The organism is Caldicellulosiruptor sp. F32, assembly GCF_000404025.1.
Lineage (GTDB): Bacteria > Bacillota > Thermoanaerobacteria > Caldicellulosiruptorales > Caldicellulosiruptoraceae > Caldicellulosiruptor > Caldicellulosiruptor saccharolyticus.
On the sequence record NZ_APGP01000027.1, the window covers coordinates 1 to 14,942 of the forward strand.

A 14,942-nucleotide genomic window follows, 5' to 3' on the forward strand; every position below is an offset into this window, starting at 1 on the left:
ATAATCAGAGAGTTTTCTGACCAGTCACTTGTGTACTCTAAAACCTTAGATGAATGGACAGAACATTCAGGGATTGATATTGAGGCAGAAGAAGGTAGCGATGTAAAAGCTTGCTTTGACGGTACTGTAATTGACTTAGGTGAAGACCCTCTTTATGGCAAATATGTTGTTGTTGACCACAGCGATGGATATATTTCAAAATACTTTAACTTGAGAGATTTAAAATATGTCCAAGTTGGAGATATAGTTAGGCAAGGGCAAAAAATTGGTGAGGTGGGCACAAGCTCTAATATAGAATATATGGACCCACCACATTTACACTTTGAGATTTTATACAACGGTGAGAACCAAAACCCAGCAAGATTTTTGCCACAACCACAATAAAAAAGAGAAATCTTTTATAGAAAGGGGAATGGGGCCTTTTAAAGCACCATTCCCTTTATAAATTCCACAATGTCATTTGATGAACTTGGCTTTGCTAAAAATGAACACGCAAGTTTCATGTGTTCAAGCCTTTGAGGGTTATTTATTATTTGGTTAAAAACTATATCAAAGCTTTCAATATTTTTTACATAGGCAGCAGCGCCGTTGTTTATAAGATAAAAAGTATTTCTTTCTTCTTGCCCTGGAATTGGTGATATCAAAATCATTGGAAGTTTGCAAGAAAGTGCTTCAGCACAGGTAAGACCACCAGGCTTTGTAATCAAGATATCACTTATTGCCATGAGCTTGTCTATAAAACTGATAAAACCAAATACAACAACCTTTCTTCCAAAATTTCTTTCCTCCAATGACTTCTTTAATGTTTTGTTTTTCCCAGTAACAACAATTATTTGATAACTCTCGTCACATATGTGGCAAACCATTTCAACTATATCCTCAATATTTCCAAGCCCTAAACTTCCACCCATAATTAAGATTGTTGGCTTATCTTCGAGGTTTAACTCAGATAAGATTTCTTTTTTTTCATAATTTATTGAGAAAGAAGGATTAATGGGAATACCAAGAGGTATTACTTTTTTTCCTGGAGCTCCTTTTTTAACCGCTTCATAAACCAAATTCTCATGATGGACAATTATATAGTCTGCATATTCGTTAATCCAATAAGGGTGTATTGTAAAATCTGTAACTATGCTGATGATAGGGACATTTATGTTTCCACGTTTTTTTAGCTGACTTACCATATCAATTGGTGACGGATGAGTTCCAATTATTACATCAGGGTTTAGTTCAGAAATAATGTTGTAAAGCTTATAAAATGCAAAATAAAATTTTTCATAAATTGCCTTGCTAAAGCGTGTAGGTGGGTCTTTGTCTGTTGAATCATAAACAAGGCCATATATAAATGGAACTGTTTTAATAGCTTTCAAATATGTTCCAACGGCCAACTTGTCCAAGATTGGACTTATAATCTTAAGGGTGTCTACAATTTCAACTTTTGCTTGGGGATCTTTTTGCAAAAATGCAGTTTTCAATGCGTTTGAAGCAGCAAAATGTCCACCACCGGCATCAAGGCTCAGTATCAAAATGTTCATGTTTTCTCTTACCTCGTTTTTTTATCGAAAACTTAATTTAAATTTATTTTATCACAAAGCTGAATAATAAACACAAGCTTACAAAAAATAATTTTAAAAAGAATTTTGACTTGGGGGTTTTGGAAAGGTGAGCAAGCTACTAAAAAAGTATACCATTTTCATCATCTTATTGATAATAGGGTTTCTCTTAAGTGTCTACTCAGCAAAGTTTATTTATGATATTAAAAGAACAAATGATGAAAAAATTGAAAAAAGACTCGAAAAAGCCCTTGAAAAAAGTGAAAAAGAGGTTCGACAGGATTCCATTGCAACTCAAGCATCAACAAATTATCAAAACAAAGATTTATATTTATTAGCAAGAGTTATAAATGGTGAGGCAAGAGGTGAGCCATATATTGGTCAGGTAGCAATTGGAGCGGTTATAATCAATAGAACAAAGCATCCGGGTTTTCCAAAGACAATAAGTGGTGTAATTTACCAACCTGGTGCCTTTACATCTGTAACAGATGGGCAAATTAATGCAAAGCTTGAACCTACTGCTCTAAAAGCTGCAAGAGATGCGCTAAATGGTTGGGATCCAACAAATGGATGCATTTATTACTACAATCCTGCAAAGACTACAAATAGATGGATATGGAGTAGAAAGGTTGTGCTTGTAATTGGTAAACACAGATTTGCAAAATAACAGGTTTAAACTCCATAGATTCAAATTTTATAAAACTTAAAGAGGTGAGTTTGATTTGAGTATTTTAGGTGGATATAAGGAATTAAGAGAAAGACTTAAAAGTGTGAGACTTTGGAGTATTATGGCAGTTGTAATTGGAGTTTTAGTGATTGTAGCCCTTTGGGGGGTAAATCAGTATCGAGGTAAAGCAAACTATCACAATTACCTTACTAATATGTGGCATAGGGCCTTTTTTGATATGGTGGGGTATGTTCAAAATATTCAGGCACTTTTGTCAAAGGCTGAAGTATCAAACGATGACAGACAAAGAGCAGCTTTATATACAGAGGTTTGGAGAAACGCCTTTGCTGCCCAGGAAAACCTTGGTCAGCTTCCAATAGAAAACAACGTTGCACTTGAGAGAACAGCAAAGTATCTGACCCAGGTGGGTGATTTGAGTTTTTCACTTTCTAAACAACTTATGAGCGGCAAAAAGGAAACTAAAGAACAAAGAGCACAACTTGCAAAACTTCGCAGCTACGCTGATAAGCTTAGTAAAAACTTAAATGAACTTGCAATTGAAATAAGCCAGGGCAGACTCAGATGGGGTGAGGTCAGAACAGTTGGAACGTCAAGGTTTAGAAGGATTAGCCAAAATGTCACAAGTAGTCGTATGCTTGCAGTGGAAGCAGGTTTTAAAGACTATCCAACGCTGATATATGATGGACCTTTTTCTGACCATATTGCAAGACAGGTGCCAAGAGGACTTCCAGAGAGTGTAATCAATAGGGATGAGGCAAAGAAAATTGCACTTGATTTTTTGAATATCAAAAGAGCTGACATGATTAGCTACTTGGGACTTTCAGGTGATAAGATTAAAACCTTTAACTTTGAGATAATCCCTGACAGAATGGCAAGAGATAGAACCATTACAGTAGCAGTTTCTAAAAAAGGTGGCAAAGTCATCTGGATGATAGATAACAGAGCTACTTCTGCACCAAAGATTGGTGTTTCAAGAGCAAAAGAAAATGCTTTGAGATTTTTAAAGAGCAAAGGATTTACCAATATGGTAGATACTTTTTATCTTAAACAGGACAACACAGCACTTATAAACTATATCTATCAGCAAAATGGTGTAAAGATATATCCTGACATGGTCAAAGTACGAATAGCGCTTGATACAGGACAGGTGGTTGGCTTTGACGCAGCAGCATATTATATGTCTCATACCAACAGGAAGATTCCAAAACCAATAATAACTGAAGCACAAGCAAGGAAACTTATGAGCAAGAACTTTGATATTCAGAGTGTGTCACTGAGTATAATTCCACTTGAGTCGGGAAGAGAGGTTTTCACATATGAATTTATGGGAAAATATGACAGAAAATATTTTGCAGACTATATTAATGCAATTACTGGTAAGGAAGAAAATATCTTAGAGATAATAAAAGACCCCAATGGTATCTTATCAATGTAAGAAAATGTATTAATAAAAAAGATGTTTACTGGGGTATATTAAAGATTGCGGTGACAAAACCGCAAAGGGGGTTATTGGCTTGGCAAGGCAAAAAGTTATGTCAGAAGAACTTAAAATGGAGATAGCAAAAGAACTTGGAGTGTACGATGTAGTCACAAAGTATGGTTGGGGCGAGGTAAAATCGCGCGACTGTGGTAACATCGTCAGAAAAGCCATAGAGATGGCAGAAAGAGCCTTGAAAGAAAAGCAATAACCCCTTTTTAAAAAAGGGGAACTGTGGCAAAACATTTTGCTACAGTTCCCTTTTGAGATGTTTTTAAGGTTTAATAATTTCAAAAATGTTGATAATAATATTTCAGGATAAATTTTTGTAAAGGAGAGCGATCGATGTTTAAAATTCATACTGACCTTGCACTTGAAACAAGAGAAATTGTTCAAAAAGGTTTGGGGAGAGAAATTGAAGGTGTTGAAGTTGAAGAGAGAAAAGAGTTTGATGATAAAATAAAGGTAACCAAAGTGAAAATAAACTCAGTCAAAGGTGAGGCAATTTTGCAAAAGCCCATGGGAAACTACATTACAATTGAAGCAGATGGATTGCGTGATGAGGATTTTGAAGTGCAAGAAAAGGTATCAAAGATATTAGCTGAGGAGTTAGAAAGCTTAATAAGATTATCCCAGAAGAGCACAATTCTTGTTGTTGGGCTTGGTAACTGGAACGTGACACCTGATTCACTGGGGCCAAAAGTTGTTTCAAAGGTTTTAATTACGCGTCATTTATTTGAATTTGTACCTGAAAAAGTCCAAGACAGGCGTATTCGTTCTGTGTGTGCCATTTCTCCAGGTGTTTTGGGTATTACTGGAATTGAAACAAGCGAGATAATTCACGGGATTGTTCAAAAAATCCATCCTGATTTGATAGTTGCCATTGATGCTTTGGCGTCACGCAGACTAGAAAGAATCTCAACAGCTATACAGATAGCAGACACTGGCATTTTTCCTGGTTCAGGAATTGGCAATGAAAGAAAAGGCATTACACAGCAGACAGTGGGTGTTCCGGTTGTTGCTATAGGTGTTCCTATGGTTGTTGACGCTGCAATTATCGCAAATGATGCAATAGACCTTTTACTTGAAAGACTTAAAAATGAAACAGAGAAATCTTCGCCTTTGTACTTGCTTCTTGAGGGCATACCTGATGAAGATAGGTTTAATCTAATCAAAGAGGTTATATTTCCATATTATGGAAATTTATTTGTCACTCCCAAAGACATAGACAGGATTGTTGAGAATATCTCTACAGTAATTGCTGATGGTATCAATATGGCAATTCATCCAGAGGTGAAAGAGAATGACCAGTTTAGATATGTCAATTGAGGTTTTTACCAAGAAGGAATAAATTCTTTTTTATGTGAATAGAGATTTTACAAGAAAGTTTTTATCTCACGCTTTTGAGGAGATTTGTATTGATGGTGAAGGTTATTGATTTGAAAAGATTTTGGTATGTTGTTTTTATTGCCATATTATTGGTTATAGAACTTTTAGTAAATAAGTTTGTTTTTTCAAATAGAGAGTTATTAGATCTTTGCTTCAAATATTCTAAGCAACTAATTATTTTTAACACACCTTTTTTGGCAAGCAAAACGGATATTAGTAATTTAATCAAAATAGAAAATTTGATGAGGTTTTCTCATCCACTTTTTGCTTCTTTCAATAGAACTCAAACATTTGAAGAACAAAGTTTTTATGAAGACGATGCTATTGTAATAAATTATGACCAAGAAAGGCAAGATAATTCTAAAGCATCTGAAGAAAATCAAGCTGATGATAATATAGAGTTTCAAAAATATCTAAAGAATATTCGGCCAAATGGCTCTATTTCCTACAACATTGAGGTTATGAATCAAACAGAATATAGAATAGATATAACTAAGTTTCTTAACACAAAATTTAAGATTTATGGCAAAGTAAAACCCTCAATTCTTATTTATCACACACATACAACTGAAAGCTATGAGAACCCCTCAAAAAATCTTATTTACACCCGGGGAACAACTGATAGAACCTTAGATTTTAACTACAATGTGGTTAGAGTGGGGGAAGAGCTCAAAAGGATTCTTGAAAAAGACTATGGTTACAAGGTTTATCACAGCAAGGACATAAATGACTATCCTGAATATAAAGGCTCTTATGCAAGGTCATTGAAAATAATTGAAAGATATAAAAAAGAACATCCTGATATAAAGATTTTCATAGATTTGCACAGGGACGCAATAGGAGATGGCTCAAAAAAAATAAAAGTCTCAACAGTTGCATTTGGGCAGGAGTTAGCAAAGGTTATGCTTGTTGTGGGGACAGACAAGCTCGGACTTTACCATCCTTTTTGGCGAGAGAATCTGACTTTTGCAGTTCATCTTCAGAAGAATCTCATGAAAGTTTGCCCGCAGATTACAAGACCAATAAATATTTCGGCAGCAAGGTATAACCAGCATATATCACCATATGCATTAATAATTGAAATTGGTAGTAACGGCAATCTGCTTAGTGAAGCTTTAAAAAGTTGCCAGATTGTTGCGAAAGCTCTTGATGACACTATTATGGGAAGGTGAAACTTTTGAGAAAAAGTAGATACAAAAGATACCTTCAGCATAAGTACTTTGTCAGAACAGCAAGAGCAGGTATATTGCTGCTTTTAGTGGTTTTTCTCATTCTTTTTTTGACAGTTGAGTTTCGCAAACAGTTTTTTTTACCAGAAGACAAATATATGGTTAAGGTTCTCTTTAAGTATGATGAGACTATTTTGAAGTTATATAATGGTAAAATAACGCTAAGGATTGACAAAAAGATTATAAATGGTTTCTACAAAAGTGTAAACTATTTTTATTTTAAATCTAAAGGATATGTTTTCTCATTAGTAGGTAATAACTGACTTGTAATTGACATATTATTTTACTATAAATAAGCGCAAGCAAAAATAAGAAAATGGGGAAAAAAGTAAAATTACTATTTTTTGCTATTTTAACACTTTACTTAGGAGGCGTAATTGCTGGTATAAATTTCTATTTTTTGCTCAGCCAAGCTCGAAGAGACGAGCTCAAAAATTTTATAGTACTTTCAATAAACAGTGCGAAAACTCCAGATAATTTGTACTGGAATAAAGTAATCTTTTTTTCGATATTTGCTATTTTATTGTATCTTACAATATGGGGACTATCAAATTTAAATAAATACTTGCAAATTTTAAATATAGGCATGATTATTTTAAAAGGATTTGTGTTTGGGCTAACAATAGGTGCTTTTTTCACTATCTACAAGTTTCATGCTATAGGTTTCTTTTTCACTTACATATTACTAAAAGAATTGATTGTTTTAATATTTTTGATTATACTTATTCTGTACTCATTTACCAACTATTTAATTAGGGATAGATTGTTCAAATTTGAAAAAAGATTTAATATTGTGGTAGGTCTAATAGTGGTATTATTAATATGTGGCATAGTTGTGATAGATGCTTTTGTTTCGAGGTTTGCATGCAATTTGATTTAAGATCTATAAATGGAATTTATGTATAGAGGGGATTTGAAAATAGATGAAGATAGTAGAGGCTTTTTATGAACATCTATGCCAAAAACAGAGATTTTCACAAAATACAGTTATGTCTTATTTGAGAGATATAAAGAAATACATAGAGTTTTTGGATAACATCGGGATGAAGATTGAAGATACGTCACAGGCTACTATAATCACATATATTATCAATATGCAAAAAAGCGGAAAGTCAAACAGCACAATAGCAAGAACAATTGTTTCACTAAAGGTATTCTATGAATTTTTAAAGGACCGGAACATTGTAGACATAGGGAAAATAGAGATTAACCCGCCTAAACTTGAAAGAACACCTCCGCAAATTTTGACAAAAGATGAGGTAGAAAAGCTTTTGAGTTGTCCGCGAGAAGATGATATAAAAGGTATAAGGGACAAGGCAATGCTTGAGCTTTTGTACGCAACAGGTATAAGGGTAAGTGAACTAATTAGTCTTAATCTTTCTGACATTAATCTTGAGCATGGCTATATTATATGCAGAAATAAAAAAAGAGATAGGATAATTCCAATTGGTTCGTATGCAATTGAGGCAGTAGAGAAATACTTGAACTACTCAAGACCATACCTTGCAAGAAATAAAGAACAGGAGGCTCTTTTTTTGAACTTCAATGGGGCAAGGATGACAAGGCAAGGATTTTGGAAAATTGTAAAATTCTACGCTAATGTGGCAGGTATAAATAAGGAAATAACTCCGCACATATTAAGGCATTCTTTTGCAACACATCTAATTGAAAATGGAGCAGATGTGAGAGCTGTCCAGCAGATGCTTGGGCATGCTGATATTTCAACTACTCAAAGATATCTTCAGGTTGCGAATATCAAGCTAAGAGAGGTTTATCAAAAAGCGCATCCTCGGGCTTGAAAATAATGGAATTAGCAAGGCAAAGCCTTGCTTTTTATCTTTATGAAGTAGTTGTGGACAAGGGGATGAAAAATATTGAAAAACTTAAGATTTTATTTAGCCACTTTTGCAGGAACTACAGCAAAATTTTTTCTAAAGCTTTTAAGAAAAGATGCAACAAGTGCACCTGGCAAGATTGCCTATAAAATCTGCCCAGATATTTTAAAAGAGATTGACAAAAGGTGCAATTTTAAAATACTTGTATCTGGTACAAATGGTAAAACAACAACTAACAACCTTATAAACTGGATAATAAGTCCTGACAAAACCATTCTTTCAAATCTAAAAGGTTCTAACATGGTAAATGGGATAATAAGTGCGTTTATAAATAACCTCAAAAAAAGCTATGAGATAGCCTGTTTTGAGGTTGATGAGGGATCACTTCCTGTTGTTACAAAGGATTTAAAAGCGGATATATTTGTGACAACAAATGTTTTTAGAGACCAGCTTGACAGGTATGGTGAACTTGACAGAGTAAAAGAACTAATCTTGAGCCATATAAATGGGGCTTTGGCAGTTATAAATGCCGATGATCCAAATTTAGCAAGTTACAGCGGAGAAAAAAAGGTATTTTATAGTGTTGATGAAAATGCGCTCAGCAGGTTAGCAAATGTTACACTTGATTCACGGTTTTGCCCAGTTTGTAATAGCGAGCTTGAATATACGTTTTATAATGTTGGACATCTTGGAAAATACATTTGTTCTCAGTGCGGATATAAAAATCCTGAAAGCAGGTTTTTGATTACGAATATAAAGTATGAAGGTGGTAGTTTTGTTTTTGACTTTATGGACAGAGAAAATAGTATAAAGATTCAAGATATTAGATGGAAAATAGGAGGTATTTATAACCTTTACAATGTCTGTGCAGCAATGTCTGTGGCTATGTTGCTTGGAATAGAGACAAATAAAATAAAAGAACGGGTTGAGGCTTTTACAAACAAACTTGGCCGCATGGAAGAAATAGAAGTGTATGATAAAAGAGTAGTCATATCTCTTGTCAAAAATCCAATTGGTATGAGTGAGACACTGAAAGTAATAGCAGATGACCCTTGCCCTAAAGCAATTGTTTTTATTCTCAATGACAACGCTGCTGATGGGAAAGATGTCTCATGGATTTGGGATGCCGATTTTGACATATTAAATGAAGTTAAAAATATTAGGGCTTTATTTTTTGGTGGAAAAAGAAAAGAGGATATCGCACTAAGAGTTAAATACAGTAGTTTTGAGCTAAAAGACTTCGAGTTTATTGATTTTGAAAAAGATTTAAAAAAAGTAATTTCACTGAAAGAAGCTTACAAGATTTACATTCTTCCCACATATACAGCTTTGTTTAAGACAAAGAAATTAGTAGAGAGTTTGAAAAAAAGCATGAGGTGATTGAATTGGAGCTAAACATTGTGAATATGTTTCCAGAAGCTTTAAATTTATATGGTGATAGGGGTAATATCATTACCCTGCAAAAAAGATGTGAATGGAGAGGTATAAAAGCAAATATAGTTGAATATAACTTCAATTCTAATGTAGACATTTTAAAAACTGCAGATATAATCCTACTTGGAGGGGCCTCTGACAGGGAGCAAGGAATTATGTTTAGCCATTTGCTAAACTTAAAAGACCTGCTTAAAAGTCTTATTGAGGATGGAGTTTGCTTGCTTGCAATTTGTGGAGGGTATCAGCTCTTAGGGGAGGCTTATATTGATGCAAACCAAAATGTAATAAAAGGACTTGGGATATTGGACTTTTATACTAAGTCTGAAAACAAAAGACTAATTGGGAATATAGTCATTGAAACAACATTAGATGTTTTTCCGAAAACAGTAGTAGGTTACGAAAATCACGGTGGTAGGACATATCATGGTTATCAACCTTTTGGCAAGGTCCTAAAAGGTTTTGGCAATAATGGAAATGACAGGTTTGAGGGGCTAATTTATAAAAACGTTATAGGTACTTATTTGCACGGTCCTCTTCTTCCTAAAAATCCACATGTTGCAGATTATATACTCGAAAAAGCTCTTGAAAGAAAGTATGCTTTTGATGCTTTGGAATTCGAGAAGTTAGATGACACTTTAGAGTACATGGCTCACGAGAAAGTAAAGGAATTGTATATGTAAAACAATGATTGTAGCAAGGGGCTGCGACACAATAAAGCAGCTTTTTATATTATAATTCACAAATTTACAAATTTTCATATTGACTTTTTTGAACAAAGATTATAAAATAGTAATGTCAGATGTCAGATGTTAGATGTCTGACATCTAAAAAATAAAAAGGGAGGTTTGCTTTTTATGAAGAATATGAAGAAAAGGCTATATGCAGTGTTAAGTCTTGTTGTGATTGCTGCACTTTTGCTCAGTCTAAATGTATCTTGGAACATGGCAAATGGGTCTACATCCCAAAAAGTTTTTAAGGTAGGGCTTGTTACAGACGTTGGTGGTGTCAATGACAGAAGTTTCAACCAGTCGGCATATGAAGGTTTAAAGAAGGCAGAGAAAGAACTCAAAATCAAAACAACTCTCATTCAATCAAAGCAGATGACAGACTATATTCCGAATTTACAAAAACTTGCAAAAGCTAATTATGATTTAATTATTGCAGTTGGTTTTCTAATGCACGATTCAGTTGTGACAGTTGCAAAGCAGTTTCCAAAGACAAAATTTTTAATTATTGACTCTGAGATCTCTAATCTTCCTAATGTTGCCTCGGCTATGTTCAGAGAAGAACAAGCAGGCTACTTAGCAGGTGTTGCAGCAGCTTTGCTCGAGAAGGCTAAGTTTGGCAAAACAACTGGAAAGAATGTATTTGGAGTTGTTGGTGGTATGAAGATTCCACCTGTTGACAGATACATCGCAGGTTTTAAAGCTGGGGTTTTGAGAGAGATTCCAAAGGCAAAGGTTATAATCAAATATACTGGTAAGTTTGATGACCCAGCATCAGGTAAACAAGTAGCCCTTTCTATAATAGCACAGGGTGCAGATTTTGTATTCCAGGTAGCTGGGCAGACAGGTTTTGGTGTTATCCAGGCTGCAAAAGAAAAGGGAGTTTATGCAATTGGTGTAGACTCAGACCAAAACTATGTGGCACCAAACACTGTTGTTACCTCTGCAATGAAGAGAGTTGATGTCGCAACATATAGTGTTATAAAAGATACATTAAATGGTAAATTCAAGAGTGGTATTATTTACTTTGATTTAAAGAACAACGGTGTTGGACTTGCCCCATTTATGAAAGGTGTTCCAAAGAGTGTAAGTGACAAAATAAACAAAGTAATTGCTGAGATAAAGGCTGGTAAGATAAAGATACCAACAGAGGTAAAGTAATACCATGTAAGTTTTAAAGGCCTGCTGGGCAATAGCTAATATCACAGCAGGCCTTTCGACAATATACAGGTTTATGACACGAATGGAAAGGAGATCTAATCCATATGATAGGGATAATAGGTGGTTCTGGATTTTACTCTTTTTTGGAAAATGTTGAAGAGATAGAGATTGAAACCCCGTATGGCAAACCAAGTGATAAAATAGCAATTTCAAAAGTAGAAGGTAAAGAAGTTGTGTTTATTCCGAGGCATGGTAAAATCCATATTTACCCTCCTCATAAAGTACCATATAGGGCAAATATATATGCATTAAAACAACTTGGTGTTGATAAGATTATTTCAACAACAGCATGTGGGAGCTTAAAAAAGGATATTATGCCGGGTGATTTTGTAATTGTTGACCAGTTTGTTGACAGAACATGGGGACGAGAGGATACATTTTCGGATATTGGAAATGTAAAGCACACCTCCATGGCACAGCCTTATGATGAACAGATGAGAAAAATTGCAATCAATGTTTTAGAAGAACTTGGATATAGATTTCACAAAAGAGGTACATGTGTAGTTATTCAAGGACCGCGATTTTCTACCTTAGCTGAGAGCAGATGGTATTCCAAAATGGGATTTGACGTTATTGGAATGACTCAGTATCCTGAAGTGGCATTAGCAAATGAGCTTGGAATAAAGTATTTAAATATAACTATTGTAACAGATTATGATGCTGGCCTGGAAGATGACCCGAATATAAAACCTGTTTCACATGAAGAGGTTTTGAGAGTGTTTTCTGCAAATATAGAAAAACTCAAAACTGTTATTATTGAAATAATAAAAAGATTGTAAAGACAGGTGGGGCGTGAAAATGGAATATATTTTAGAAGTAAGAGGTATTTCAAAAAGATTTGGTAATATTCTTGCAAATGATAATGTGAATTTAGATGTTAAAAAAGGCGAAGTACATGCCATCCTTGGTGAGAATGGGGCAGGAAAGTCTACTTTAATGAATATAATCTATGGGCTTTATGAACCTGATTCTGGAGAGATATATTTTGAAGGACAAAAACTTGATATCAAAGGTCCTCATGAAGCAATCGAAAAAGGAATAGGAATGGTTCATCAGCATTTTATGTTGATACCTGTATTTACGGTGGCTGAAAATATTGTTTTGGGATTTGAGCCAAAAGGTTTTAGGTTTAATGTTCAAGAAGCTGAGAAGAAAATTCTTGAAATTTCGAAAAAGTATAATTTGGAAATTGACCCAAGGGCAAAGGTTGGAGATTTGAGTGTAGGTATGCAACAAAGAGTGGAGATATTAAAAGCTTTTTATAGAGATGCAAGGCTTTTAATACTTGATGAGCCAACGGCAATGCTCACACCTCAAGAGACAAGAGAGCTTTTTAAAATTATAAATAACCTCAAAGCTCAGGGAATATCCATACTGTTTATAAGCCACAAGCTTGATGAGGTTATGGAAATTTCGGATAGGGTTACTGTTATGAGAAGAGGAAAGACAATAAAGACCTTGAATACAAAAGAAACCAACGAACAGGAACTTGCAAATTTGATGGTTGGAAGAGAGGTTAAACTTGTTGTTGAAAAAAATGAGCCACAGTTAGGTGAGACTGTACTAAAGGTTGAAAACCTTTCAGTTAAATTAAAAAGCGGTATTGAAAAGGTCAAAGATGTAAGTTTTGAAATAAGAAAAGGAGAGATTTTTGGCATAGCAGGCGTTGATGGAAATGGTCAAAATGAGCTTGTAGAAGCTATTGTTGGACTTATTCCCTCGACAGGAAAGATAATTTTCAATAGCCAGGAGATTCAAAACCTTCCCACACGCAAACGTTATGAAAAAGGAATTGCTTATATTCCAGCAGACAGGCAACAGGATGGACTTGTTTTGAACTTTACAGTGGCAGAAAATATTGTGCTTAAAAGATACTACAAAAAGCCATATTCAAATAGAGGATTTTTAAATTATAAAATTATAACTCATGAGGCTGATAAACTCATTCATGAATTTGATGTGCGTCCACCAGATTTTAGACTATTTGCAAAGAATCTTTCAGGTGGCAATCAGCAAAAAGTAATTTTGGCAAGAGAGTTTTCAAGCAGCCCAGACCTTTTAATTGCTGTTCAGCCAACAAGAGGAATGGATGTGGGTGCGATTGAGTACATCCACAGAAAGCTCATTGAGCTTAGAGACAGTGGTAAGGCAATACTACTTGTTTCTTTGGAGCTTGACGAGATTTTGAACCTGTCTGACAGGATTGCTGTGATGTACTCTGGAAGAATTATGGATATATTAGATAGCAAAACTGCAACAAAAGAAGATATAGGACTTTTGATGACAGGCAAGAAAAAGAAGGAGGCTTAAAATGGTGATGGTAAAAAAAGCTTTACAGAGTATTTTAATGCCACTTATTGCTATTTTTATATCAATGATTGTAGGCGGGATTGTGATATTAATCACAGCAAAACAAAATCCCATTTATGCGTACATAGCACTTTTTACCGGAGCTTACGGAAATCTAATGAACTTCGCAACAACGTTGACAAATGCAATACCACTAATAATAACAGGCCTTGGTGTTGCGATAGCATTTTCCTCTGGGCTTTTTAATATTGGTGCTGAAGGACAGTTTTGGATAGGTGCAATTGTTGCGACTTATCTTGGGTACCAGATAAAAGGTCTTCCATGGTATCTGCACATTCCTTTAATAATTGTCTGTGCTATGATAGCAGGTGCACTGTGGGGTGGACTTGTTCCGGGGTTGGCAAAGGTTTACACTGGTGCTCATGAGGTTATTACAACTATGATGATGAGCTACATAGCTATCTATTTTAGCCACTATCTATTAGAAGGCGGGCCGATGATGGACAAAGGGACAATACCTCAATCGCCGCTAATTCAAGACAGTGCAAAGCTAAGTATTTTAGTGCCAAATACACAGCTGTCAGGTGGACTTTTCATTGCAATTTTAGCAGTTGTGGCGGTTTATATACTCATGTACAAAACCACAATAGGTTATGAACTAAGAGCAGTAGGTTTTAATATGAAAGCTGCGAGATATGCAGGTATAAATGTTGCGAGAAAACTTGTTTTAGCTATGGGACTTTCAGGTGCATTTGCAGGTCTTGCAGGAGCTGTTCAGATAATTGGTGTGCAGCACAGACTATATGATAGCTTTACATCAGGATATGGTTATACTGCTATAGTTGTTGCGCTTCTTGCAAATAACAACCCAATTGGTGTTGTGATAGCAGCACTTTTCTTGGCAGGACTTTCAACAGGCGCGCAGGAGATGCAGATGCAAACAAATATTTCCGGCCAGCTTGCTGATGTTGTGGTGGGGCTTATAATCTTCTTTATTGCAATTGAAGAGCTTTACAGGATTATTATGGAAAAGATAAAAACCAGAAAATCAAAGTTGGAACCGGTAGGAGGTCAAGAGTGA

16 protein-coding genes are annotated in these 14,942 nt (G+C 35.0%); 15 read left to right on the plus strand and 1 reads right to left on the minus strand.

Translation table 11 applies throughout. The annotated features are described in order from the left end of the window. Positions 1-384, plus strand: a 384-nt coding sequence (locus H964_RS01830) for a M23 family metallopeptidase (protein ID WP_039764249.1), incomplete at its 5' end; no start/stop codon positions are given. A 38-nt stretch (positions 385-422) separates the two neighbouring features. On the opposite strand, the gene H964_RS01835 is transcribed toward H964_RS01830, so the two are convergent. After that, on the minus strand, positions 423-1,535 hold the full coding sequence (locus H964_RS01835) for an MGDG synthase family glycosyltransferase (protein WP_011917841.1): 1,113 nt from the start codon (positions 1,533-1,535) through the stop codon (positions 423-425). Between the two features lie 127 nt (positions 1,536-1,662). Here H964_RS01835 and H964_RS01840 point away from each other — a divergent pair, with 127 nt between their 5' ends. The 14 genes from H964_RS01840 to H964_RS01905 all read left to right on the plus strand — a co-directional run bounded on the left by H964_RS01840 (position 1,663) and on the right by H964_RS01905 (position 14,942). Next, the gene (locus tag H964_RS01840) at positions 1,663-2,220 is read left to right on the plus strand and encodes a cell wall hydrolase (protein ID WP_011917840.1); all 558 of its coding nucleotides are present in this window, start codon (positions 1,663-1,665) and stop codon (positions 2,218-2,220) included. 55 nt (positions 2,221-2,275) lie between these two features. Next, a complete protein-coding gene (ypeB, locus tag H964_RS01845; RefSeq protein WP_011917839.1) occupies positions 2,276-3,676 on the plus strand; it encodes a germination protein YpeB in 1,401 nt (466 codons plus the stop codon). 79 nt (positions 3,677-3,755) lie between these two features. After that, complete coding sequence (locus H964_RS01850; protein ID WP_011917838.1) at positions 3,756-3,929, plus strand: small, acid-soluble spore protein, alpha/beta type; 174 nt, start codon at positions 3,756-3,758, stop codon at positions 3,927-3,929. A gap of 134 nt (positions 3,930-4,063) precedes the next feature. Then, positions 4,064-5,047, plus strand: a complete 984-nt coding sequence (gene gpr / locus H964_RS01855) for a GPR endopeptidase (RefSeq protein WP_039764250.1) — start codon at positions 4,064-4,066, stop codon at positions 5,045-5,047. 92 nt (positions 5,048-5,139) lie between these two features. After that, positions 5,140-6,279: a stage II sporulation protein P gene (gene spoIIP / locus H964_RS01860; protein ID WP_039764251.1), complete on the plus strand. Its 1,140-nt coding sequence runs from the start codon at positions 5,140-5,142 to the stop codon at positions 6,277-6,279. Next, complete coding sequence (locus H964_RS01865; protein WP_039764252.1) at positions 6,276-6,599, plus strand: hypothetical protein; 324 nt, start codon at positions 6,276-6,278, stop codon at positions 6,597-6,599. The genes spoIIP and H964_RS01865 overlap by 4 nt, the downstream gene beginning before the upstream one ends. A gap of 53 nt (positions 6,600-6,652) precedes the next feature. Then, positions 6,653-7,216, plus strand: coding sequence for a hypothetical protein (locus H964_RS01870; RefSeq protein WP_039764253.1), 564 nt, complete (start codon positions 6,653-6,655; stop codon positions 7,214-7,216). Between the two features lie 43 nt (positions 7,217-7,259). Then, positions 7,260-8,135 carry a site-specific tyrosine recombinase XerD gene (gene xerD, locus H964_RS01875; protein WP_039764254.1) on the plus strand — a complete coding sequence of 292 codons (876 nt, stop codon included), beginning with the start codon at positions 7,260-7,262 and terminating at the stop codon, positions 8,133-8,135. 75 nt (positions 8,136-8,210) lie between these two features. Then, a complete protein-coding gene (locus H964_RS01880) occupies positions 8,211-9,551 on the plus strand; it encodes a MurT ligase domain-containing protein (RefSeq protein ID WP_039764255.1) in 1,341 nt (446 codons plus the stop codon). Between the two features lie 20 nt (positions 9,552-9,571). Further along, positions 9,572-10,285, plus strand: coding sequence for a type 1 glutamine amidotransferase (locus tag H964_RS01885; RefSeq protein WP_083931420.1), 714 nt, complete (start codon positions 9,572-9,574; stop codon positions 10,283-10,285). A 183-nt stretch (positions 10,286-10,468) separates the two neighbouring features. After that, positions 10,469-11,491 carry a BMP family lipoprotein gene (locus H964_RS01890; RefSeq protein WP_039764326.1) on the plus strand — a complete coding sequence of 341 codons (1,023 nt, stop codon included), beginning with the start codon at positions 10,469-10,471 and terminating at the stop codon, positions 11,489-11,491. 104 nt (positions 11,492-11,595) lie between these two features. Then, a complete protein-coding gene (gene mtnP / locus H964_RS01895) occupies positions 11,596-12,330 on the plus strand; it encodes an S-methyl-5'-thioadenosine phosphorylase (protein WP_039764257.1) in 735 nt (244 codons plus the stop codon). A 19-nt stretch (positions 12,331-12,349) separates the two neighbouring features. Continuing rightward, entirely contained in the window at positions 12,350-13,861 is a 1,512-nt protein-coding gene (locus H964_RS01900) for an ABC transporter ATP-binding protein (RefSeq protein WP_039764258.1), read from the plus strand. Positions 13,862-13,868: 7 nt separating this feature from the next. Beyond that, positions 13,869-14,942, plus strand: coding sequence for an ABC transporter permease (locus H964_RS01905; RefSeq protein WP_039764327.1), 1,074 nt, complete (start codon positions 13,869-13,871; stop codon positions 14,940-14,942).

Bases quoted from the DNA above. Each gene is read 5' to 3' on its own strand.
- H964_RS01835 (WP_011917841.1), bottom strand. From the start codon at position 1,535: ATGAACATTTTGATACTGAGCCTTGATGCCGGTGGTGGACATTTTGCT.
- gpr (WP_039764250.1), top strand. From the start codon at position 4,064: ATGTTTAAAATTCATACTGACCTTGCACTTGAAACAAGAGAAATTGTT.
- spoIIP (WP_039764251.1), top strand. From the start codon at position 5,140: ATGGTGAAGGTTATTGATTTGAAAAGATTTTGGTATGTTGTTTTTATT.
- H964_RS01870 (WP_039764253.1), top strand. From the start codon at position 6,653: ATGGGGAAAAAAGTAAAATTACTATTTTTTGCTATTTTAACACTTTAC.
- xerD (WP_039764254.1), top strand. From the start codon at position 7,260: ATGAAGATAGTAGAGGCTTTTTATGAACATCTATGCCAAAAACAGAGA.
- H964_RS01890 (WP_039764326.1), top strand. From the start codon at position 10,469: ATGAAGAAAAGGCTATATGCAGTGTTAAGTCTTGTTGTGATTGCTGCA.
- mtnP (WP_039764257.1), top strand. From the start codon at position 11,596: ATGATAGGGATAATAGGTGGTTCTGGATTTTACTCTTTTTTGGAAAAT.
- H964_RS01900 (WP_039764258.1), top strand. From the start codon at position 12,350: ATGGAATATATTTTAGAAGTAAGAGGTATTTCAAAAAGATTTGGTAAT.
- H964_RS01905 (WP_039764327.1), top strand. From the start codon at position 13,869: ATGGTAAAAAAAGCTTTACAGAGTATTTTAATGCCACTTATTGCTATT.